Annotated in this window: 17 protein-coding genes; 10 read left to right on the top strand and 7 right to left on the bottom strand. The window is 67.5% G+C overall.

Going from position 1 to position 20327, the window contains the following annotated elements; all coding sequences use genetic code 11:
• Positions 1-248: 248 nt before the first annotated feature.
• The 3 genes from BT264_RS06150 to BT264_RS06140 form a co-directional block, all read right to left on the bottom strand.
• Positions 249-1436: a porin gene (locus BT264_RS06150; RefSeq protein WP_072436908.1), complete on the bottom strand. Its 1188-nt coding sequence runs from the start codon at positions 1434-1436 to the stop codon at positions 249-251.
• Positions 1437-1546: 110 nt separating this feature from the next.
• On the bottom strand, positions 1547-3967 hold the full coding sequence (locus BT264_RS06145; RefSeq protein WP_072436589.1) for a glycoside hydrolase family 31 protein: 2421 nt from the start codon (positions 3965-3967) through the stop codon (positions 1547-1549).
• A gap of 27 nt (positions 3968-3994) precedes the next feature.
• Positions 3995-5266 carry an MFS transporter gene (locus tag BT264_RS06140; protein ID WP_072436590.1) on the bottom strand — a complete coding sequence of 424 codons (1272 nt, stop codon included), beginning with the start codon at positions 5264-5266 and terminating at the stop codon, positions 3995-3997.
• Between the two features lie 466 nt (positions 5267-5732).
• Here BT264_RS06140 and BT264_RS06135 point away from each other — a divergent pair, with 466 nt between their 5' ends.
• From BT264_RS06135 to BT264_RS06100, 8 genes are all read left to right on the top strand, one after another.
• Positions 5733-6677, top strand: a complete 945-nt coding sequence (locus tag BT264_RS06135; protein ID WP_072436591.1) for a MurR/RpiR family transcriptional regulator — start codon at positions 5733-5735, stop codon at positions 6675-6677.
• Complete coding sequence (locus BT264_RS06130) at positions 6674-7672, top strand: isoaspartyl peptidase/L-asparaginase family protein (protein WP_072436592.1); 999 nt, start codon at positions 6674-6676, stop codon at positions 7670-7672. The genes BT264_RS06135 and BT264_RS06130 overlap by 4 nt, the downstream gene beginning before the upstream one ends.
• Before the next feature lie 25 nt (positions 7673-7697).
• A complete protein-coding gene (locus BT264_RS06125) occupies positions 7698-9584 on the top strand; it encodes a dipeptide ABC transporter ATP-binding protein (RefSeq protein ID WP_072436593.1) in 1887 nt (628 codons plus the stop codon).
• A gap of 129 nt (positions 9585-9713) precedes the next feature.
• On the top strand, positions 9714-11276 hold the full coding sequence (gsiB, locus tag BT264_RS06120; protein WP_072436594.1) for a glutathione ABC transporter substrate-binding protein GsiB: 1563 nt from the start codon (positions 9714-9716) through the stop codon (positions 11274-11276).
• Positions 11277-11343: 67 nt separating this feature from the next.
• Entirely contained in the window at positions 11344-12264 is a 921-nt protein-coding gene (gsiC, locus tag BT264_RS06115) for a glutathione ABC transporter permease GsiC (protein ID WP_072436595.1), read from the top strand.
• Positions 12265-12271: 7 nt separating this feature from the next.
• Complete coding sequence (gene gsiD / locus BT264_RS06110; RefSeq protein WP_072436596.1) at positions 12272-13165, top strand: glutathione ABC transporter permease GsiD; 894 nt, start codon at positions 12272-12274, stop codon at positions 13163-13165.
• Positions 13165-14247: a DmpA family aminopeptidase gene (locus BT264_RS06105; RefSeq protein WP_072436597.1), complete on the top strand. Its 1083-nt coding sequence runs from the start codon at positions 13165-13167 to the stop codon at positions 14245-14247. Before gsiD ends, BT264_RS06105 begins: the two co-directional genes overlap by 1 nt.
• Positions 14244-15071, top strand: a complete 828-nt coding sequence (locus BT264_RS06100; protein ID WP_072436598.1) for a M55 family metallopeptidase — start codon at positions 14244-14246, stop codon at positions 15069-15071. The genes BT264_RS06105 and BT264_RS06100 overlap by 4 nt, the downstream gene beginning before the upstream one ends.
• A gap of 35 nt (positions 15072-15106) precedes the next feature.
• Here BT264_RS06100 and BT264_RS06095 read toward each other — a convergent pair whose 3' ends face one another.
• Positions 15107-15886 carry an alpha/beta fold hydrolase gene (locus tag BT264_RS06095; RefSeq protein WP_072436599.1) on the bottom strand — a complete coding sequence of 260 codons (780 nt, stop codon included), beginning with the start codon at positions 15884-15886 and terminating at the stop codon, positions 15107-15109.
• A 142-nt stretch (positions 15887-16028) separates the two neighbouring features.
• On the opposite strand from BT264_RS06095, the gene BT264_RS06090 reads away from it, so the two are divergent.
• Complete coding sequence (locus BT264_RS06090) at positions 16029-16808, top strand: AraC family transcriptional regulator (RefSeq protein WP_072436600.1); 780 nt, start codon at positions 16029-16031, stop codon at positions 16806-16808.
• 469 nt (positions 16809-17277) lie between these two features.
• Here BT264_RS06090 and pcaG read toward each other — a convergent pair whose 3' ends face one another.
• From pcaG to BT264_RS06075, 3 genes are all read right to left on the bottom strand, one after another.
• On the bottom strand, positions 17278-17871 hold the full coding sequence (gene pcaG, locus BT264_RS06085) for a protocatechuate 3,4-dioxygenase subunit alpha (RefSeq protein ID WP_072436601.1): 594 nt from the start codon (positions 17869-17871) through the stop codon (positions 17278-17280).
• A gap of 3 nt (positions 17872-17874) precedes the next feature.
• Complete coding sequence (gene pcaH, locus BT264_RS06080) at positions 17875-18582, bottom strand: protocatechuate 3,4-dioxygenase subunit beta (protein ID WP_072436602.1); 708 nt, start codon at positions 18580-18582, stop codon at positions 17875-17877.
• Between the two features lie 277 nt (positions 18583-18859).
• Entirely contained in the window at positions 18860-19423 is a 564-nt protein-coding gene (locus tag BT264_RS06075; RefSeq protein ID WP_072436603.1) for a YiiX/YebB-like N1pC/P60 family cysteine hydrolase, read from the bottom strand.
• A gap of 120 nt (positions 19424-19543) precedes the next feature.
• Here BT264_RS06075 and BT264_RS06070 point away from each other — a divergent pair, with 120 nt between their 5' ends.
• Positions 19544-20281 (top strand): helix-turn-helix domain-containing protein, encoded by a 738-nt coding sequence (locus BT264_RS06070; protein WP_072436604.1) that lies wholly within the window; start codon positions 19544-19546, stop codon positions 20279-20281.
• Positions 20282-20327: the final 46 nt, after the last annotated feature.

Here is a 20327-nt window from a genome sequence, read left to right as displayed (position 1 = left end):
GCGGCGGACCCTGTTACGGCGTGCGTCGAGTGTACCGTGGTGTCAGGACTGCAAGAAGGGGTATGCAGAAGGGAAAAGACTGACGAATTGTAAGGTATTGCGGCGATCGAGAACATCCGCGCGATTTGCGCGCCGGTCGAACGGGACGTGGAAAGCCGGTGGGCGCCGGGCCTCGGGCGCCCGGACGGCGCGTGCAATGTGCATCGTCCGGGGTGCGGGCAGCGCGCTGAAGGCGCTGCGGTGCGGGTTCAGAACGTGACGGCGATCCCGGCCATGCCGACGAACTGGCCGTGCGTCGTCGACGGCGTGAGCTGCTGCGAATCGCCGACGATCGGCGCCGCATCGATGACGTGGCCGGCACCTTGCGCGCCGAGCGTCTGCCCGCTCGAATGCGTGTACGCCTGCAGCGCATAGAGTGTCGTGCGCTTCGACAGGCTGTACGACTCCTTCAGCGAATACTGCTGGTAGCGGGCCGCGCTCGCGACGCCGTTCGCCTTCGATGCCAACGTGTACGCGAACGCTCCGGCCACCGAGAACGCCGGCGTGAAGCGGTACGCGGCAAGCGCGCCGTAGGTGTTGAACACGGCCGTGTCGGTGAACGCGGAACCGTTGCCGGGCAGGTACTTCACGTTCGAATAGTTGATGCCCATCGTCAGGTCGCCGAGCGTGTAGTTGCCTGCCGCCGCGACCTGCTCGACGGCCTTCGCGGTCAGGTAGCCCTGGTTCAGCACGGACACGGCGAAGCTGCCCGACGACGCGGTGGCCGGGTTCAGGAAGCCCGCCGACGAGCCCGAACTGTTGATGCGCAGGTAGCCGGCCGCGATCCCGATCGGCCCGTTCGCATAGCGCAGCGCGGCACTGAACGTGTTGCCCTTGCCGGTCGCACCGGCAATGCCGCCGAATGCGTACATCGCGCTCGCGCTCAGCCCGGCGAAGGTCGGCGACGTATAGGTAACCGAATTGTTCACGCGGATCGTCGTATCGAGGCCGTCGATGTCACCCGGATGCGCACCCGTCGCGCCGGTCAGCCAGCTGCTCGACGCGTACGGGCCGACGAACAGGAAGTAGGGCGTGTACTGGCGGCCGGCCGTCAGCGTGCCGTAGCGAGCGTTGCGCAGGCCGACGAACGCCTGGCGATTGAATATCGTGCCGGCGGCGGCCTGCGCGCCGTTGTTCAGGTTGAAGCCGGACTGCAGGTCGAAGATCGCGTGCGTGCCGCCGCCGAGATCCTCGTCGCCGCGCAGCCCGAACTTCGACGCATAAAGGTTGCCGTCGCGCATGTAGATGTTCGAGTGGCCCTGCTGGTTGTTCACGTACGCGATCGAGTCGTCGACGACGCCGTACAGCGTCACACTGCTCTGCGCGCGGACGGCGGTCGTGCCGAGCGATGCGGCCGATAAAATCAGGATTGCATATCGATTGACGGGTGCTTTCATCATTGATCTCCAGACTCTTTCTTCAAAGGGGGCGGGAGGTTCGGAGACCTCCTCTGTGGCGGGGGGGCGGGCCGCGCGAACGGCCCGCCCGATCGGTGCTGCGTGCGCGGTCAGTGATCGAACGCGACGACGATGCGGCGCCATGCGCCGTCCTGCGCGTCCTGCTCGACGCGCGCGCCGCGGACGGCGAGCGGGCCTTGCACCGATACGGGCAGCAGGATCTCGACGCGGTCGGCCGGGCGGGCCGGGCGGCCGTCCCAGCGGACCGATACGCCGAGCGAGCCCGACGCCTCGCGGCCGGTCTCGATTCGCCACAGTCCGTATTCGCCGTCGCGCCACGCTTCCGTCTCGCCGTCGTCCTCGACGCATTCGCCGTACGCGACGCCGTCCTCGATGCGCGGCGCGACGAGGAAGCCGCGCGTGTCGGCGCGCGCGCCGAAATGCTGGTCCGCGACGTTCAGCGGCAGCACGCGGCCTTCACGCAGCAGCATCACCGGCGTATCGAGCGGCGCGGGCAGCGTCACGTTCGCGCCGCCGTCGAACGACTGCGCGCTCGCGGAGCACATCCAGCGCGCACCCGACGGCAGGTAGACCGTGCGTTCCGTGCGGCCGGGATCGACGACCGGCGCGACCAGCAGCCCATCGCCGAGCATCATGTCGTCGCACTCGTCGTAGCAGCGCGCATCGCCGGGGAAATCGGCGAAGGTCGGCCGCAGCACGGGCTCATAGCGCGTCGTCGACAGCCACAGCAGGTGATAGAGGTACGGCAGCAGCCGGTAGCGCTGCTTGATCAGCGACGCGACCTGCGCGGCGATCTCCGGATACATCCACGGTTCGTTGACGGTGCCGTCGTCGTTCCACGAATGGATGCTGAAGCGCGGCATGAAGATGCCGAACTGCACCCAGCGCAGCAGGAGTTCGGGCGACGGCGCCGGCCCGGAGAAGCCGCCGATATCGTGACCGATGTTCGACACGCCCGACAGCGCGAGCCCGAGGCCCATCTTCAGGTTGTAGCGCAGCGTTTCCCACGATGTGGTGTTGTCGCCGGACCAGGTCTGCACATAGCGCTGCATGCCGGCGCCGCCGGAGCGCGACACCAGGAACGGCCGCTGCGCCGGCGCATGCGCGCGCTGCGCGTCGCGCGACGCGCGCATCATCAGCATCGTCTGCAGCACCTTCGCCTCGCGCGCGGGGAACGGCTGGCCGAAGCCGTGCGCGATCGCGTCGGGCGACCAGATCTCGTATTCGTTGTTGTCGTTCCAGGTCGACTCGATCCCGTATTCGAGCAGCGCCGACGTGACCTGCTCGCGCCACCAGCGGTACGTGTCCGGCTGCGTGAAGTCGAGATACGCGCCGACCTCGTCCCAGAACTGCACCCATGCAGGCTCGCCGGACGCCGAGCGGATCAGCAGCCCGCGCTTGGCGGCTTCGTCGAATGCGGGATGGTCGCGCAGCAGGCACGGCTTGATGTTTGCGCACAGGCGGATGCCGTGGTCGCGGTAGTGCTTCACGAAACCCTTCGCGTCGGGAAACTTGTCGCGGTTCCAGTTGAACACGTAGCGCTTCGCGCCGATCGACGTATAGCCCGACGACAGGTGGAAGGAATCGCACAGGATGTCGTGCGCGTCGCACTGCTCGACGAACTGGTTCATCTGCTGCTGTGCGTCCGGCGCATCGGTGTAGCTCATCGTCGAGCCCGAATAGCCGAGGCCCCATTTCGGCGTGCGCGCGGGGCGCCCGGTGAGCCACGTGAAGCGCCGCGCGGCCGCGAGCGGCGTATCGGGCGATGCGATGAAATAGTAGTCGAGGTCGCCGTGCTCGGCGACGAAATAGCGGTACGGGCCGTGATAATTGTCGAGCTCGCGGCCCATGTCGAACGAGCAATCCGACAGCGTGTCGTAGAACAGCCCGAACCCCTGGCATGCAGCGGGCGACCACGTGATGTAGAACGGGATGTGCTTGTACAGCGGGTCGGTGTGCTTCGCGCTGTAGCCCATCGCGTCGATGTTGCGCATCTCGAAGCGCGCGCCCGTGCGGTCGAGGTCGCCCGCGCGTTCGCCGAGGCCGAACACCTTGTCGCCGCGCTCGCGGGCGACGTAGTGATACGCGCGCTCGTCCCACCAGCCGAAGTTGTACGCCTGCGTCGCGCGGTCGGCGAGCGCGACGCGCCATGCGCCGTCCGCGCCGCGCATCGACCACGTGCAATGGCCGCCTTGCCAGCGCACCGCGAGCCGGATCTGCGCGGTTTCGATGCGCAGGCCGTCGTCGTCTTCGGCGAGGCTCCAGGCAGGCAGCGCGAAGCCGTCCAGGTCGAGACGGTCGCGTCCGTCGAGCGGCACGTCGTCGAGGCCCGGCGCGATCGACCACGTGCGCGGATTGCGTGTCGTCGCGTCCGGCAGCACGCGCACACGCACGATGTCGTCCTCGAGCACGAAGATCTCGAGGGTCGCGCCCGCGTCGGACGCGAGCAGCAGGCGGTTCGCGTGCCGGGCGGCGATCCGGAACACGGGCGGATGAAGAAGCGAAGTCATGAATGCGATTCCTGGTGAGAGCGAATGTCAGGCGTGCCGTGCGAGCAGGCGTTCCTGCTTCGACTGCCCGCGGATCAGCACCGCGAGCAGCGTGACGCCGATGAGGTCGAACAGGCCGAGGCACGCGAACAGCGGCGCATAGCCGATCTTGTCGGCGAGCGCGCCGACCAGCAGCGAGAAGCCGAGCCCGCCGATCCACGCGGCCATCCCGGCGAAGCCGCTCGCGGTGCCGACTTCCTCGGAATCGAACACGTCGGCCGACAGCGTGTTGACGAGCGCGGAGATCATCTGGTGCGCGAAGCCGCCGACGCAGAACAGCGCGATGGCCGTATACGGCGACGATACAAGACCGATCATCGCGGGCCCGAGCATCAGCACCGCGCCGAGCGCAACGCCGGCGACGCGCGACCACACGAGCGGCAGCTTGAAGCGGTTGGCGAGATACGGCGACAGATAGCCGCCCGCGATGCCGCCGGCGTCGGCCGCGAGAAACGGCATCCACGCGAAGATCGCGATCTGCGTGAGCGGCATGTGGCGCTCGGTCGCGAGGTACAGCGGAATCCAGAAGCTGAAGGTCTGCCACGCGGGTTCGGCGAAGAAGCGCGGCAGCGCGATGGCCCAGAAGCGCCGCGCGGTGACGACGTCGCGGATGCGGCGCTTCGACACCGGCGGCATCGTGGCCTGGCCGTCGCGGATCAGCGCGCGCTCCTGCGGCGTGATGCGCGGATGATCGGCGGGCGACCGGTACTGCGTGTACCAGAGCGCGGCCCACACGAAGCCGAGCGCGCCGGTGACCATGAACGCCGATTGCCAGCCGAACCGCATCGAGATGAACACGACGAGCGGCGGCGCGATCGCGGCGCCGAGCGACGTGCCCGCATTGAAGTAGCCGACCGCGACGGATTTCTCGCGATCGGGAAACCATTCGGCGACGGCCTTCATCCCCGACGGAATCGCGGCGGCCTCGAACAGCCCGAGAAAGCCGCGCAGGATGCCGAGCGACAGCCAGCCCGACGCGAAGCCGTGCGCGACGCCGACCACCGACCACAGCATCGCGAACAGCGCGAACCCGAGCCGCAGCCCGATCAGGTCGACGATGAACCCGCACACGGGCTGCATGATCGTGTAGCCGATCTGGAACGCGCCGACGATGTACGAATACTGCTGCGTCGAGATCGCGAATACCTGCTTCAGCTCGGGGGCGAGCACCGCGAGGGAGTTCCGTGCGAGGTAGTTGAGGATCGTGCCGAGACACACGAGCACGATGATCCACCAGCGCAACGCCTTGACTGTTTTCACTGCTGTCTCCTGTTGGGCAGGGCGGGCATGCGGCACCTGCCTGATCCATGCAAGCCGTCCGGTCGGGAAGGCTTTTTCAGCTTATTTGTACGATGTCCGATCTTGATGGGCGCCGATTTTGCCGGTTTTCATCGAAATGACGCTGTTCGAGCGAACATTTTGTCGTCGCTGGATACGGATGTTATCTGACGACTGATCATTTTCGAACATCCTATGTTCGAATGCGAATCCGGTCAACGTGAATTTGCATTCGAATGAACTTGCTCGGGGTTTTCCCGATGAGAAGGGGGCGGCGTGAGAGGGAGAGCATGGCGGTTGCGTGCCAAAGCCCGTGCGGCGGGGCTGTGCGATGGTCTGGCGATCGGCGGGCGCAGGACGGGGCGTGACAACCCTGATGAAAATTTATTTTTTTCTTGGCTGCGGATTGTGTAAATTGATTTTCACCTTCCTTGCAACAACCATTCGCATGACGCCTCTCGTTTCGCACGACGCCAGTCACGACGAACCCGCGATCGCCGAGCGGATCGCGTCGGCGATGCCGTTGATGACACCGATCCACCGGCGCATGGGCGAATTCGTGCTCGCGAATCCGTTTCGCGCGGCGACGATGCGGATCGACGAACTCGCACAGGCCGTGAATGCGTCGATCGCGACCGCGAACCGCTTCGCGAAGGCGCTCGGCTTCGACGGCTATCCGGCGATGCGCGCGGCCCTCGTGCGCGGCTTCGAAGCGACGCTCGGGCCGGTCGAGCGGTTGCGCTCGGCGCAGGAGCAGGAATCCGGCGTGCGCGGCGCGGCATGGATCGACGCGGTGTTCGACCAGGCCGTCGCGAACATCGAGAACACGCGCGCGCAACTGGACGCGGCCGATGTCGAGGCTGCGGTCGAGGCGATCGTCGGCGCGCGGCGCGTGCTGATCCTCGGCGCGGGGTCGAGCGCGTTTCTCACCGGGCTGATGGAGCACGGGCTGTCCGTGTGTCACGACAGCGTGCAGTCGCTCGCGCTGCTCGGCGGCCCGTCGCACGCGGCGCGGCGACTGTATACGGTCGACTCGCGCGATCTCGTGATCGCGCTCGCGTTTCCGCGCTACGTGAAGGACACGATCGAGCTGGCGCGCCGCGCGGCGGCACGCGGCGCGCGCGTGCTCGGCATCTCCGACGGCCCGCAATCGCCGCTCGCGCCGATCGCGTCGCTGAACCTGTACGTCAAGGCCGAACGGCGCTTCGCGGCCACGTCGGAAGCGGCCGTGCTCACGATGATCGAGGCGCTGATCGACGCGGTCGCGCTGCGCACGCACCGGTCCGCGAAGTCCGCGGCCGAGATGACCGAATTCCTGCTGCCGTGGCTCGTGCAGCCGCAAGCGGCGCTGTCGGCCGCCAACCCTTCTTCCCCCCGTCCGAAAAAATCATGACTTCTCCCGCGATCGTCGCGATTCACGGTGGCGCAGGCACGATTCTGCGCGATGCGATGGATACCGAAACCGAACGCCGGTACCGTGCCGAACTGACCGCGATCCTGCAGGCCGCGCAGCAGGTGCTGGCCGACGGTGGCAGCGCGCTCGACGCCGTCACCGTCGCGGTGCGGATGCTCGAGGACTGCCCGCTGTTCAACGCCGGGCGCGGCGCCGTGTATACGGCCGAAGGCAAGCACGAGCTCGACGCGGCGGTCATGGACGGCGCGACGCTCGGCGCCGGCGCGATCTGCTGCGCGACGCGCGTGCGCAATCCCGTGCTGGCCGCGCGGCGCGTGATGGAGGCGAGCGAGCACGTGCTGTTCGCCGGCGCGGGCGCCGATGCGTTCGCGGCCGCGCAGGGGCTCGAACTCGCGGAACCCGGCTATTTCGACACCGAAGCGCGGCACGCGCAGTGGCTCAAGGCGCGCGCGGCGGCCGGCATGATGCTCGATCACGACGCGGCGACGTTCGCGTTCGGCAAATCGCAATCGCAGCCGCAGCCGGCCGAACCGCTCGATCCGGACCGCAAGCACGGCACGGTCGGTGCGGTCGCGTGCGACCTGCACGGCCACATCGCGGCGGCGACGTCGACGGGCGGCATCACGAACAAGCAGCCGGGGCGTGTCGGCGATTCGCCGATCATCGGCGCGGGCTGCTATGCGGACGATGCAACCTGCGCGGTGTCGTCGACGGGCACCGGCGAGACGTTCATCCGGCTCGCGACCGCGCACGACGTTGCCGCGCAGATCGCGTATCGCGGCGCGTCGCTGGCTGACGCCGCGCACGACGTCGTGATGAACAAGCTGCCGCGCCTGGCGGGCCGCGGCGGGATCATCGCGGTCGACGCGCACGGCAACGTCGCGATGCCGTTCAACACCGAAGGGATGTACCGCGGCTACGCGCGCGTCGGCGAAGCGCCTATCGTCGGCATCTACCGCGACGACGCAGCCTGATTCCGGATCGCACGAGGAGAGACGCATGACTTCGAGCCGTAACCCGTCCGGCCTGGTGCTGCCCGAGCAGCGCGTGGTTGCCGTGGACGACCTGTCGGTCACGTTCCGCCGCGAAAGCGCGACGTTCGACGCGGTGCGCAACGTGTCGTTTCACGTCGATCGCGGCGAGACGCTCGCGATCGTCGGCGAATCGGGTTCCGGCAAGTCGGTCACGTCGCTCGCGCTGATGCGGCTTGTCGAGCACGGCGGCGGCGAGATCACGAGCGGGCGCATCGCGTTCCGGCGCCGCGGCGGCGCGCTGGTCGATCTGGCGCAGGCGAGCGCCGCGACGATGCGCGGCATCCGCGGCTCGGACATCGCGATGATCTTCCAGGAGCCGATGACGTCGCTGAACCCGGTGTTTACGGTCGGCGACCAGATCAGCGAGGCGATCGCGCTGCACCAGTCGAAGAGCGCGGCCGAAGCGCGCGCGGAAGCGCTGCGGCTGCTCGATCTCGTGCGCATCCCGGAAGCGCGCCGGGTATTCGTGCGCTATCCGCACCAGTTGTCGGGCGGGATGCGGCAGCGCGTGATGATCGCGATGGCGCTGTCGTGCCGGCCGGCGCTGCTGATCGCCGACGAGCCGACGACCGCGCTCGACGTGACGATCCAGGCGCAGATCCTGCAATTGATCCGCGGGCTGCAGGACGAGATGAACATGGGCGTGATCTTCATCACGCACGACATGGGCGTGGTGGCCGAAGTGGCCGACCGCGTGCTCGTGATGTATCGCGGCGAGAAGGTCGAGGAGGGCGAATCGGAGCGCATCTTCGCGACGCCCGCGCATCGCTACACGCGTGCGCTGCTCGCGGCCGTGCCGCGGCTCGGCTCGATGCAGGGCACCGACATACCCGAGAAATTCCCGCTGCTGAAGGTGGACGGCACAAGCGCCGCGCCTGCGGCGAACGACGATGTGCAGCCGCCCGTCGACTCGGCTTCGACGCCGATCCTGCGCGTACGCGATCTCGTCACGCGCTTTCCGGTGAAGAGCGGCGTGTTCGGCCGCGTGTCGCAGTACGTGCATGCGGTCGAGCGCGTGAGCTTCGAGCTGCGCGCGGGCGAGACGCTCGCGCTGGTCGGCGAGTCGGGCTGCGGCAAGTCGACCACCGGCCGCTCGCTGCTGCGCCTCGTCGAATCGCAAAGCGGCTCGATCGAATTCGACGGCCGCGACATCAGCGCGCTGAAGGGCCCGGACCTGCAGGCGCTGCGCCGGAACATCCAGTTCATCTTCCAGGATCCGTTCGCGTCGCTGAATCCGCGCCTCACGGTCGGTTTCTCGATCATGGAGCCGCTGCTCGTGCACGGCGTCGCGAGCGGCCGCGAAGCGCAGGCGCGCGTCGACTGGCTGCTCGACAAGGTCGGCCTGCCGCCCGAGGCCGCACGCCGTTATCCGCACGAGTTCTCGGGCGGCCAGCGCCAGCGGATCGCGATCGCGCGTGCGCTCGCGCTGAACCCGAAGGTCGTGATCGCCGACGAATCGGTGTCGGCGCTCGACGTGTCGGTGCAGGCGCAGATCGTCAACCTGATGCTCGACCTGCAGCGCGAGCTCGGCGTCGCATACCTGTTCATCTCGCACGACATGGCCGTCGTCGAGCGCGTCAGCCATCGCGTCGCGGTGATGTATCTCGGCCAGATCGTCGAGATCGGCCCGCGCCGCGCGGTGTTCGAAGCGCCGCAGCATCCGTACACGAAGAAGCTGATGAGTGCGGTGCCCGTGGCCGACCCCGCGCGCAGGCATGCGCCGCGCCAGCTCGCGGCGGACGAAATTCCGAGCCCGATCCGCGCGGTCGGCGACGAGCCGGTGGTTGCGCCGCTCGTCGCGGTCGGTCCCGATCATTACGTCGCGACGCATCGCGTCGGCGGCGCGTACTGAACGCGCGGCAGGCTGCATATGGACCGCAGCTGCGCACGAGCAAGGCAACGGCGTCTTTTTCCCGAGCGGGTGCAGTCACGCCGCGATTTCCACCACGCGTTACCGAATCATCCACAGGAGCCAAACAAGATGAACAAGCCGCATTCGTTCCCGATGTTCCGTCCGCGCGCGCTGATCGTCGCGGGCGCCAGCGCGTTCGCGCTGTCGGCCGCGCTGCCCGCATTCGCGCAGCAAACCGCGGTGATCGCGGTCGGCGAGACGTTCACGACGATGGATCCGTACGATTCGAACGACACGGTGTCGCAGGCCGCCGCGAAGTCGTTCTACGAGGGATTGTTCGGCTTCGACAAGGACATGAAGCTCGTCAACGTGCTCGCGACGAGTTATACGGCGTCGCCGGACGCGAAGGTCTATACCGTCAAGCTGCGCCAGGGCGTGAAGTTCCAGGACGGCACCGATTTCAACGCGGAGGCCGTGAAGGTGGTGTTCGACCGCGTGACCGATCCGGCGAACAAGCTCAAGCGCTACAACCTGTTCCGCGTGATCGAGAAGACCGAGGTCGTCGATCCCTATACGGTGCGGTTCACGCTGCGCGAGCCGTTCTCGGCGTTCGTCAACACGCTCGCGCATCCGTCCGCGGTGATGATCTCGCCGACGGCGCTGAAGAAATGGGGCCGCGAGATCGGCCTGCATCCGGTCGGCACTGGGCCCTTCGAGTTCGTCGAGTGGAAGCAGACCGACGACATGAAAGTGAAGAAATACGCCGGCTACTGGAAGAAGGGCTATCCGAAGATCGACATGATCGACTGGAAGCCCGTGATCGACAACAACACGCGCGCGGCGCTGATGAAGGCCGGCCAGGCGGATCTGGCGTTCCGGATTCCGTACGAGCAGGTCGCCGACCTGAGGAGCAATCCTAAGCTCGACGTGGTCGAGCGGCCGTCGATCGTCGTGCGCTACATCTCGCTGAACACGCTGCAGAAGCCGTTCGACAATCCGAAGGTGCGCCAGGCGCTCAACTACGCGATCAACAAGGATGCGCTCGCGAAGGTCGCGTTCTCGGGCTTCGCGACGCCGTCGCCCGGCGTCGTGCCGCCGGGCGTCGAGTATGCGACGAAGACCGGCCCCTGGCCGTACGACCCGGCGAAGGCGCGCACGCTGCTGAAGGAGGCCGGCTATCCGAACGGCTTCGAATCGACGCTCTGGTCCGGCTACAACAACACGACGTCGCAGAAGGTGATCCAGTTCGTCCAGCAGCAGCTCGCGCAGGTCGGCGTGAAGGTGCAGGTGCAGGCGCTCGAATCGGGCGAGCGCGTCGCGAAGGTCGAGAGCGCGCAGGACCCGGCGAGCGCACCGGTGCGGATGTTCTACATCGGCTGGTCGTCGTCGACCGGCGAGGCGAACTGGGCGCTGACGCCGCTGCTCGCGTCGGCGTCGAAGCCGCCGAAGTTGTTCAATACCGCGTACTACCAGAACGGCATCTTCGACGACGCGCTGGAGAAGGCGCTGGCAACCACCGACCGCGCGAAGAAGGCCGAGTACTACGCCACCGCGCAGAAGCAGATCTGGGCCGATGCGCCGTGGATCTTCCTCGTGCAGGAGAAGATCGTCTACGCGCGCAGCAAGCGCCTGCAGGGCATGTACGTGATGCCGGACGGTTCGTTCAACTTCGACGAAATCTCGCTGAAATAAGCGCGTTCGCGCGCGTCACGGCGCGCCGGCTCCGCGATGCCGGCGCGCCGCACTGGTTCGGTGCCCTATGCTGAATTTCATCATCAAACGCCTGTTCGGCCTGCTGCCCACGCTCGCGATCGTCGCGGTGCTGGTGTTCCTGTTCGTGCACCTGCTGCCGGGCGATCCCGCGCGGCTCGCGGCCGGCGCCGAAGCCGACGACGCGACGGTCGCGCTCGTGCGCGCCGATCTCGGGCTCGACAAGCCGATGCCCACCCAGTTCGCGAACTTCTTCGTGAAGATCGCGCACGGCGACTTCGGTGTGTCGACGCGCAGCAAGCGGCCGGTATCGACCGAGATCGGCGAGCGCTTCATGCCGACGCTGCTGCTGACGCTCGTCAGCATGGCGTGGGCGACGCTGTTCGGCATGGCGATCGGGATCGCGTCGGCGGTGTGGCGTAATCGCTGGCCCGACCGCATCGGCATGACGATCGCGGTGTCGGGCATCTCGTTTCCCGCGTTCGCGCTCGGCATGCTGCTGATGGAGATCTTCTCGGTGAAGCTCGGCTGGCTGCCGGTCGTGCCGGACGGCACGTGGAAGAGCTACGTGCTGCCGTCGCTGACGCTCGGCGCCGCGGTCGCGGCCGTGATGGCGCGCTTCACGCGCGCGTCGTTCGTCGAGGTGCTCAACGAGGATTTCGTGCGCACCGCGCGCGCGAAGGGCGTGCACGAGCCGATGGTCGTGCTCAAGCACTGCCTGCGCAACGCGATGATCCCGGTCGTCACGATGATGGGGCTGCAGTTCGGCTTCCTGCTCGGCGGCTCGATCGTCGTCGAGGCCGTGTTCAACTGGCCGGGGCTCGGGCGCCTGCTCGTCGATTCGGTGACGATGCGCGACTACCCGGTGATCCAGGCGATCGTGCTGCTGTTCTCGCTCGAATTCATCCTGATCAACCTGACCGTCGACGTGCTGTACGCGGTCATCAACCCGACCATCCGGTTCAAGTGAGGCGCACATGAACGCGACTGTCCAGACCGCGGCGCCGGCCGCATCGACCGCGATTCGCACGCCGTGGCGCGAATTCTGGCGCAAGTTCCGCAAGCAGACCGTCGCGCTCGTCGCGGGCGGCTTCGTGCTGGCGCTCGTCGTGCTGGCATTCGTCGGTCCGCACATCGTGCCGTTCGATCCGGAGAACTATTTCGACTACGATGCGCTGAACGCGGGGCCGTCGGCCGTGCACTGGTTCGGCGTCGATTCGCTCGGCCGCGACATCTTCAGCCGGATCGTCACCGGCACGCGCATCTCGCTCGCGGCCGGCTTCTTCTCGGTCGCGCTCGGCGCGCTGATCGGCACGGTCTTCGGGCTGCTCGCCGGTTACTACGAAGGCTGGTGGGATCGCATCACGATGCGCATCGCCGACGTGCTGTTCGCGTTCCCGGGCATCCTGCTCGCGATCGGCGTGGTCGCGATCCTCGGCAACGGGATGATCAACGTGATCTGCGCGGTCGCGATCTTCAGCATTCCGGCGTTCGCGCGGCTCGTGCGCGGCAACACGCTGATGCTCAAGCACATGACCTACGTCGAAGCCGCGCGCAGCATCGGCGCGTCGGACTGGACGATCATCATGCGGCACATCCTGCCGGGCACCGTGTCGTCGGTCGTCGTCTACTTCACGATGCGGATCGGCACGTCGATCATCACGGCCGCGAGCCTGTCGTTCCTCGGGCTCGGCGCGCAGCCGCCGACGCCGGAGTGGGGCGCGATGCTCAACGAGGCGCGCGCGGACATGGTGACGGCGCCGCACGTCGCGATCTTCCCCAGCCTCGCGATCTTCCTGACCGTGCTCGCGTTCAACCTGCTCGGCGACGGGCTGCGCGACGCGCTCGATCCGAAGCTGGAGCGCCGCTGATGCGTGCTGCGCCGATGTGGGCCGCGACGCTGCCGGCCGGGCCGCGCGGCACGATCGCCGACGTGCCGGGCGTGACGGTCGGCCATTGCACGCTCGATGCCGGCAACGTGCAGACCGGCGTGACCGTCGTGAAGCCGCATCCGGGCGACGTGTACCGCAGCAAGGTGCCGGCCGGCGCGGCCGTGATCAACGGTTTCGGCAAGAGCGTCGGGCTCGTGCAGGTCGACGAGCTCGGCACGCTCGATACGCCGATCGCGTTGACCAATACGTTCGGCGTCGGCGCGGTCGCGCAGGCGCAGATCCGCGCGGCGATCGCCGCGAATCCGCAGATCGGCCGCGACTGGCCGACCGTCAATCCGCTCGTGTTCGAGTGCAATGACGGTTATCTGAACGATATCCAGGCGTTCGCGGTCACGGCCGCGCATTACGACGACGCATGCCGCGCCGCGTCGCGCGACGTCGCACGCGGCGCGGTGGGCGCCGGGCGCGGGATGTCGTGTTTCGACCTGAAGGGCGGGATCGGTTCGGCGTCGCGCGTCGCCGTCGCGGCCGGCCGGCCCTATACGGTCGGCGCGCTCGTGCTCGCGAATTTCGGCAGGCTGCCGATGCTGACGCTCGGCGGCGTGCCGCTCGGGCGCATCGTCGCGCAACGGCGTGCGGCCGGGGCCGCGCACGCGGCGCCGCCCGAACAGGGCTCGATCATCCTGTTGCTCGCGACCGATGCGCCGCTCGACGCGCGGCAACTGTCGCGGCTTGCACGCCGCGCGGCCGCGGGGCTGGCCCGCACGGGTTCCGTCTACGGGCATGGCAGCGGCGACATCGCGCTCGCATTCTCGACCGCGTACACGATCGCGCACGACGCGTCGACCATCGCGCTGCCGGCCCTCGTGGCCGATGCGGCGCTCGACCCGCTGTTCATGGCCGCGGCCGAAAGCGTCGAGCATGCGATCGCCGATGCATTGCTGCAGGCCGTGACGGTCGCCGGGCGCGACGGCCACGTGCGGCAATCGCTGCGCGATGCGGTGCCCGATCTCGATCATCTGTTCAACGAACGCAACGAAGGGCGTCTTACCCAGTCATGAAGATCCTGATCTCGACCGACATCGAGGGCGTCGCCGGCGTATTCGCCACCGAGCAGACGCGCGCCGGCAATCCGGAATACGAACGCGCGCGCCGCTGGATGACCGCCGAGGCGAACGCCGCGATCGAAGGCGCGTTCGCGGGCGGCGCGCAGGCCGTCTGGGTCAACGATTCGCATGGCGGCTTTCGCAACCTGCTGCCCGACGGGCTCGATGCGCGCTCACGCGTCGTGCTCGGCAAGCCGCGCACGCTCGGGATGATGGCGGGCCTCGAACAGCGGCCGGACCTCGTATTCATGATCGGCTATCACGCGAAATCGCAGACGCGCGGCGTGCTCGCGCACACGATCAACGGTTTCGCGTTCACGCAGGTGTGGCTGAACGGCGTCGAGCTCGGCGAAGCCGGGCTGTACGGCGCGCTGGCGCGCGAATATGGCGCGCACGTCGCGCTGGCAACCGGCGACGACGTGTTCGCCGAGGAAACGCAGCCGCTGTTTCCGGACGCACGTTTCGAGACGGTCAAGACGGCCGGCGGCGCATCGAGCGGCGACACGCTCACGCCTGCCGCGTCGTGTGCGCGAATCGCGACCGCCGCGCGCGAAACGGTCGCGCACGCGCTGTCGGCGGGCTTGCGCGCCGGCGCCCATCGGCCCGCACCGGCCGCTTGCACGCTGCGCGTGCAGACGGCCGCGCTTGCCGATCTGTTCTGCGTGCTGCCGTCGCTCGAGCGCGTCGATGCGGTGACGCTGCGCTTCGACGGGCCGTCGGTCGAGCACGTGGTGCGCACGCTGAACAGCCTGTCGGCGATGTCGTTCATGCTGCGGTGATGCGCGCCGCAACGATGCCGCTTGCGTTCGGCGGGTCAGTCGCCGGCGACGGGGTGTGCCGTCGCGGCGAGCAGGAACGCCTCCATCGCCGCGACCAGCGCGAGCGGCGTCTCGTTCATCGGATAGTGGCCCGCATTGCGCAGCACGTCGACGGTGGCGCGCGGATAGCGCCGCAGGTAGGTGCGCGCCATCAGCGCCGCGTCGAACGCCGGGTCGTGCTCGCCGATCAGTACTTTCACCGGATGCACGCCCGCGATCCCGTCGCTGAAATCCGTATCGGCCCACGCGCGGAAGTACGCGCCGAATGCATGCGGCGACGAACAGGCTGCCGAATACGCGGCTTTCCACTCGACCCAGGCGGCGGGCAGCCGGCCGCCCGTGCTGCGATCGATGATGGTCCTGCGATCGGCAAGATTGTCGGCGGCGCGCTCGAATAGCGCGCGCCGCTCGGCGTCGAACGGCAGGCCGCCGCACGGCACGGGCGCGATCGGCACCAGTGCGCGCACGCGGTCGGGCGCGACGGCGGCGATCTTCTCGATCGCCATGCCGCCCATCGAATGGCCGACGAGGCTGAAGGTCGGGAAGCCGAGCGCGTCGGCGAGCGCGAGGGCATCGGCGGCAATCTCGTCGATCGTGTAGTCGCCGCGTGCGGCGCGCATGCGGCCGTAGCCGCGGTAGTCCATGAACACATAGCTGAAGTGCTCGCGCGACAGCCACGCTTCGACGGGTTCGAACGCGCGGGCGTCGCCGAACCAGCCGTGCAGCACGAGAACAGGGTGGGGGCCGTCCCCCACGCGATGAAACGTATTCGGCATGTCCGCTCCGATGAGGTTGCAATCCGGCCGATCAGGCCGACGGGTCTTGCGGCCGTCAGGTCGCGCAAGCGTGGAGCGGATCGTAGATGGATCGAAGGAGACCCGCCTTCGATATCGGGTCATTGATGATGGAATTCGGGCCGTGAGAAATACGCTGCTAGATCCCTACGAACACATTCCCCGGAGCGTGGTCGTGACCGCCAACGACTATGCGGCGGGCACGACGTTTCCGGAACACGCGCACGGGCGCGGGCAATTCGCGTTCGCGTCGCGCGGCACGATCAGCGTGTCGACACCGCACGGCCGCTGGCTGGTGCCGCCGCAGCGCGCGTGCTGGGTGCCGGCCGGCGTGCGGCACGAAATGACGATGACCGGGCCGGTCACGATGCTCAACACGTTCGTGTCCGGCGACGCCGCGCAGGAGGCGGGCCTGCCCGGGCAGTGCGGCGTGTATGGCGTGTCCGCGCTGCTGCGGCAGCTAATCGACGATGCGATCGACCTGCCGGCCATGTACGACGTAGACGGCCGTGCGGGCAAGCTGATGGCGCTGCTGATCGCGGAAATCGCGACGATGCCGCGCCTGTCGCTGCATGCGCCGCTGCCGGCCGACGCACGGCTCGCGAAGGTGTGCCGGCACCTGTTCGCGTCGCCGTCGATCGCGGCCGATCTCGACCGGGTGGCCGCCGACGCGGGCGTGAGCCGGCGCACGTTCACGCGGCAGTTCCGCGCGCAGACGGGCGTGAGTTTTGCGGCATGGCGTCAGCAGGTGTGCATGCTCGCGGCGATTTCCCGCCTGAGCGCCGGGCAGCCGGTGACGCGCGTCGCGCTCGATCTCGGGTATGCGAGCGCGAGCGCGTTCACGTCGGCGTTTCGCCGCATTCTGGGCGACACGCCGAGCCGGTATCTGGAGATTCGGCGCTAGGGGAAAGGAAGCGGCGACCGACGCGCGCCACGCCCCTACGCGGGTCGCAGCCGCAAAAAAATACGCGCCTGCCCGATTCGGTCAGACGCGTTTAAAGGCACTCGGTCAGAAAAAAACGCGCACGGCCAGCAGGGCGGTGTCGCGCATTGCTTGCGGGATTATTTTCATTTTGGATTTAATCCTGCTGGCTCGTTGTGGATACCAAAGAATACGCCGCATAACGCGCAAACGATATCCTGTTGGCCCGACGATTCATGTGCTGTCGCAGCATGCGTTTCAATCGCGCGTTTGATGTGGGGGCAGAAGCCTCGACCAATGGACATCGGGAACCGCGGCCCGGCGCGTTGCGGCGCAGCATCGAAAGATTGCGACGAAACACGAAAAAGCGCCGCGTGGCGCGATCCCTGTCGGTATCGTGCCACGCGGCGGTGCGTCTGCATCCGAAAACCGGCCGGCGCCGGCGCGTGCGTCAAACGTCGAAAAACACCGTCTCGTCCGGCCCCTGCATGCGGATATCGAAGCGGTAGATGATCGGGCGGCCCGGCTGCGCGTCGCGTTTCGCGACGAGCGTTGCGCGGCGTTCGGCCGGCACCGCGTTCAGCACGGGGTCGGCCGCGTTCGCCGCGGCTTCGTCGTCGAAGTACACGCGCGTGAACGCATGGCTGAGGATCCCGCGCATCATCACGGTCACGTTGATGTGCGGCGCGTCATCGGCGGCGGTGCGGCCCGGCTTCACCGTCTCGACGACGAAGCGGTGCTGCGCATCGGTGCCCGTGCCGACTCGCGCGAAACCGGTGAAGCCGGATTTCGCGATGTCGTCGCGCGATGCGGGGTAGCGGCCCGCGCTGTCCACTTGCGTGAATTCGAGCACCGCGTCGCTGACGACGTTGCCGTCGCCGTCGAACACCTGGCCGACCAGCAGCACGTGCTCGCCGTCGGCGTGCGTCGCGGCGATCGTCGGCGTGAACAGGCTCTTCAGGTCGTAGTCGTATTGCTGCGGGCACAGGCCGTACGCGAAGTACGGGCCGACCGTCTGCGAAGGGGTTTGCTTCAGCGTCGTCATGGTTCAGCGCTCCATCGGGGTAGCGTCGCGGCCGCGCAGCACGATGTCGAATTCGTAGCCGAGCGCATAGCCTTCTTCGGTGATGTCCATCGAGAAGCGCGAGATCAGGCGATCGCGCGCGGCCTCGGGCGTGCCCTGGAAGATCGGGTCGTACGCGAGCAGCGGGTCGCCGGGGAAGTACATCTGCGTGACGAGACGCGAGCCGAAGTAATCGCCGAACAGCGAGAAGTGGATGTGATTCGGGCGCCATGCGTTCGGATGGTTGCCCCACGGATACGCGCCGGGCTTGATCGTCAGGAAGCGGTAGCGGCCTTCGTTGTCGGTCAGGCAGCGGCCCGCGCCGAGAAAGTTCGGGTCGAGCGGCGCGTCGTGCTGGTCGACCTTGTGCACGTAGCGGCCGGCCGCGTTTGCCTGCCACACCTCGACGAGCGTGTTGCGCACGGGCTTGCCGCCTTCGTCGAGCACGCGGCCCGTGACGACCATGCGCTCGCCGAGCGGCTCGCCGTTCTTCACGGCGTTCTTCGTCAGGTCGTGGTCGAGTGCACCGAGATCTTCGGCGCCGTAGACGGGCGCGTACTGGTCGCGCAGCTTGTCCTTCAGCGGGATCAGCGGGCGGGTCGGGCCGCGCTTCACCGACGAGCGGTATTCGGGGTGGACATAGGCCGGATGCGACGGCCAGTCGCGCGGCGTGAGGATCGTGGGGGAATCCATCGGGCGTCTCCTGATAGGTATTTCGCGAAGTGGATGGCAGGACTTTAGCCAATCCGGGAAGTTATGCAAAATGACCTTTTTTCGCGAGAAGCATAACCGTTCGTTATGTTCGATGCGCCAATGAAAAATCCGCCGGACAGGACGCCTGTCCGGCGGATGAAAGCGATCGGGCTTCGCGTCGTCGGTGACGACCCCGTGCACGGCCCTCCAGCCAGCCCGTCGCTATTTTTTGTCTTTTGTTCTTGTTGTTATCCGGCCTCCCCGAGCCTGCCCGTCGTTATTGGCGGCCGGGATCGAACACGATCCCGTCGAATTCGAGCGACAGCGTGCCGCTGCGCAGCAGTGCGGCCGGCGTTGCGGTCCGGTCGGCGCCGAGCACATCGCTCACGTACTGCGCGCAGAACCCGCGCCGCACCCGCAGGTTGAAGCGGTTGCCGAGCAATGCGTCGATCCGCTGTTCGGCCGTTGCATGCAACCGGCGCTGCTCGCCGGCGGTCGATGCCGCGACGCGGCGCGCCAGCGCGATGCGTCCGCCGTCGGCATGGGCGACGAAGCGCGACAGCGGCGTGAGCTTCGTCCACGCAAACGCGGGCTCGGCGATCACGGGTTCGTCGCCCGACGTATCGACGACGATGCCGAAACGATTGGCCCATGCGCCCGTCGTGCCTGCCGCGTTGCGCGGCGAGCCGGCCTGCGCACGGATGAACACGAGATCGCCGACATGCGCGCCGGCGGCCAGCGTGCGGACGGTGGCGAGCGGCATCGTGCGATCCGTGTCGCGTGCATCGCGCGGTGCGGTGTGCTGCGGTTCGTAAGCGGCGGTTTCGGTTCGGGTGGCCATTTCGGCTCCGTCGTTGAGTGACAGGACGGAGCGGATTATGCAGACAAGTATCCAAAAGTGTTCGTCTGCATGCGCAGGTAGCCTAATATCCGACCTTGAGCATCGTTTTTCGATACCAAAATGACCGAAACCGCCCAACTTATCGAAACGCTGAAGCGCCAGTTGAAGGCGCAGGGAATGACCTATCGCGACGTCGCGCGTGCGCTCGACGTTTCCGAGACGAGCGTGAAGCGGCTGTTCGCGAGCGGCCGCTTCACGCTGGAGCGCGTCGCGGAGATCGCGCAGTTGCTCGGCTATACGCTGGCCGAGCTCGTGCAGGAGGCCTCGGCGTCGGCGCCGAGGCTGCACGTGCTGACCGAACAGCAGGAGGCGCTGCTCGTGTCGGACGAGAAGCTGCTGCTCGTCGCCGTCTGCGCGATCAACTACTGGACCGTGCAGGACATCGTGACGGCCTATCGCGTGACGAAGGCCGAGTGCGTGAAATACCTGTTGATGCTCGACCGGATGAACGTCGTCGCGCTGCTGCCGGGCGACCGGATTCGCGTGCGCGTCGCGCGCGATTTCGACTGGCTGCCGGGCGGGCCGATCCGCCGGTATTTCCATGCGCACGCGCTCGGCGATTTTCTCGACAGCCGCTTCGACGGCGCGGGCGAGACGATGACGTTCTCGCAAGGGATGCTGACGGAAGCGGCCGCCGCGGAACTCGAACTGGAGTTGCGCCGGCTGCGCAGCAAGGCGGCCGCGCTGCATGCGGAATCGTCGTCCGCACCGCTCGGGCAGAAGCACGGGACGGGCTTGCTGATCGCGAAGCGGGTCTGGGAGCCGATCGGTTTCCACGCGCTGCGGCGTAGCGCGTGACGTTTCACCGAATGCTTGGGCTTATCCGGAAAGTTATGCAAAATGG

It is taken from the genome of Burkholderia sp. NFPP32 (genome assembly GCF_900119325.1).
Classification (GTDB): Bacteria; Pseudomonadota; Gammaproteobacteria; order Burkholderiales; family Burkholderiaceae; genus Burkholderia; species Burkholderia pyrrocinia_C.
This window is presented reverse-complemented; position numbering and strand designations above follow the sequence as displayed.

Bases quoted from the DNA above. Each gene is read 5' to 3' on its own strand.
- gsiC (WP_072436595.1), top strand. From the start codon at position 11,344: ATGCTGAATTTCATCATCAAACGCCTGTTCGGCCTGCTGCCCACGCTC.
- BT264_RS06100 (WP_072436598.1), top strand. From the start codon at position 14,244: ATGAAGATCCTGATCTCGACCGACATCGAGGGCGTCGCCGGCGTATTC.
- BT264_RS06125 (WP_072436593.1), top strand. From the start codon at position 7,698: ATGACTTCGAGCCGTAACCCGTCCGGCCTGGTGCTGCCCGAGCAGCGC.
- BT264_RS06105 (WP_072436597.1), top strand. From the start codon at position 13,165: ATGCGTGCTGCGCCGATGTGGGCCGCGACGCTGCCGGCCGGGCCGCGC.
- BT264_RS06070 (WP_072436604.1), top strand. From the start codon at position 19,544: ATGACCGAAACCGCCCAACTTATCGAAACGCTGAAGCGCCAGTTGAAG.
- BT264_RS06095 (WP_072436599.1), bottom strand. From the start codon at position 15,886: ATGCCGAATACGTTTCATCGCGTGGGGGACGGCCCCCACCCTGTTCTC.
- gsiD (WP_072436596.1), top strand. From the start codon at position 12,272: ATGAACGCGACTGTCCAGACCGCGGCGCCGGCCGCATCGACCGCGATT.
- BT264_RS06075 (WP_072436603.1), bottom strand. From the start codon at position 19,423: ATGGCCACCCGAACCGAAACCGCCGCTTACGAACCGCAGCACACCGCA.
- BT264_RS06130 (WP_072436592.1), top strand. From the start codon at position 6,674: ATGACTTCTCCCGCGATCGTCGCGATTCACGGTGGCGCAGGCACGATT.
- pcaH (WP_072436602.1), bottom strand. From the start codon at position 18,582: ATGGATTCCCCCACGATCCTCACGCCGCGCGACTGGCCGTCGCATCCG.
- BT264_RS06135 (WP_072436591.1), top strand. From the start codon at position 5,733: ATGACGCCTCTCGTTTCGCACGACGCCAGTCACGACGAACCCGCGATC.
- gsiB (WP_072436594.1), top strand. From the start codon at position 9,714: ATGAACAAGCCGCATTCGTTCCCGATGTTCCGTCCGCGCGCGCTGATC.
- BT264_RS06145 (WP_072436589.1), bottom strand. From the start codon at position 3,967: ATGACTTCGCTTCTTCATCCGCCCGTGTTCCGGATCGCCGCCCGGCAC.
- pcaG (WP_072436601.1), bottom strand. From the start codon at position 17,871: ATGACGACGCTGAAGCAAACCCCTTCGCAGACGGTCGGCCCGTACTTC.
- BT264_RS06150 (WP_072436908.1), bottom strand. From the start codon at position 1,436: ATGAAAGCACCCGTCAATCGATATGCAATCCTGATTTTATCGGCCGCA.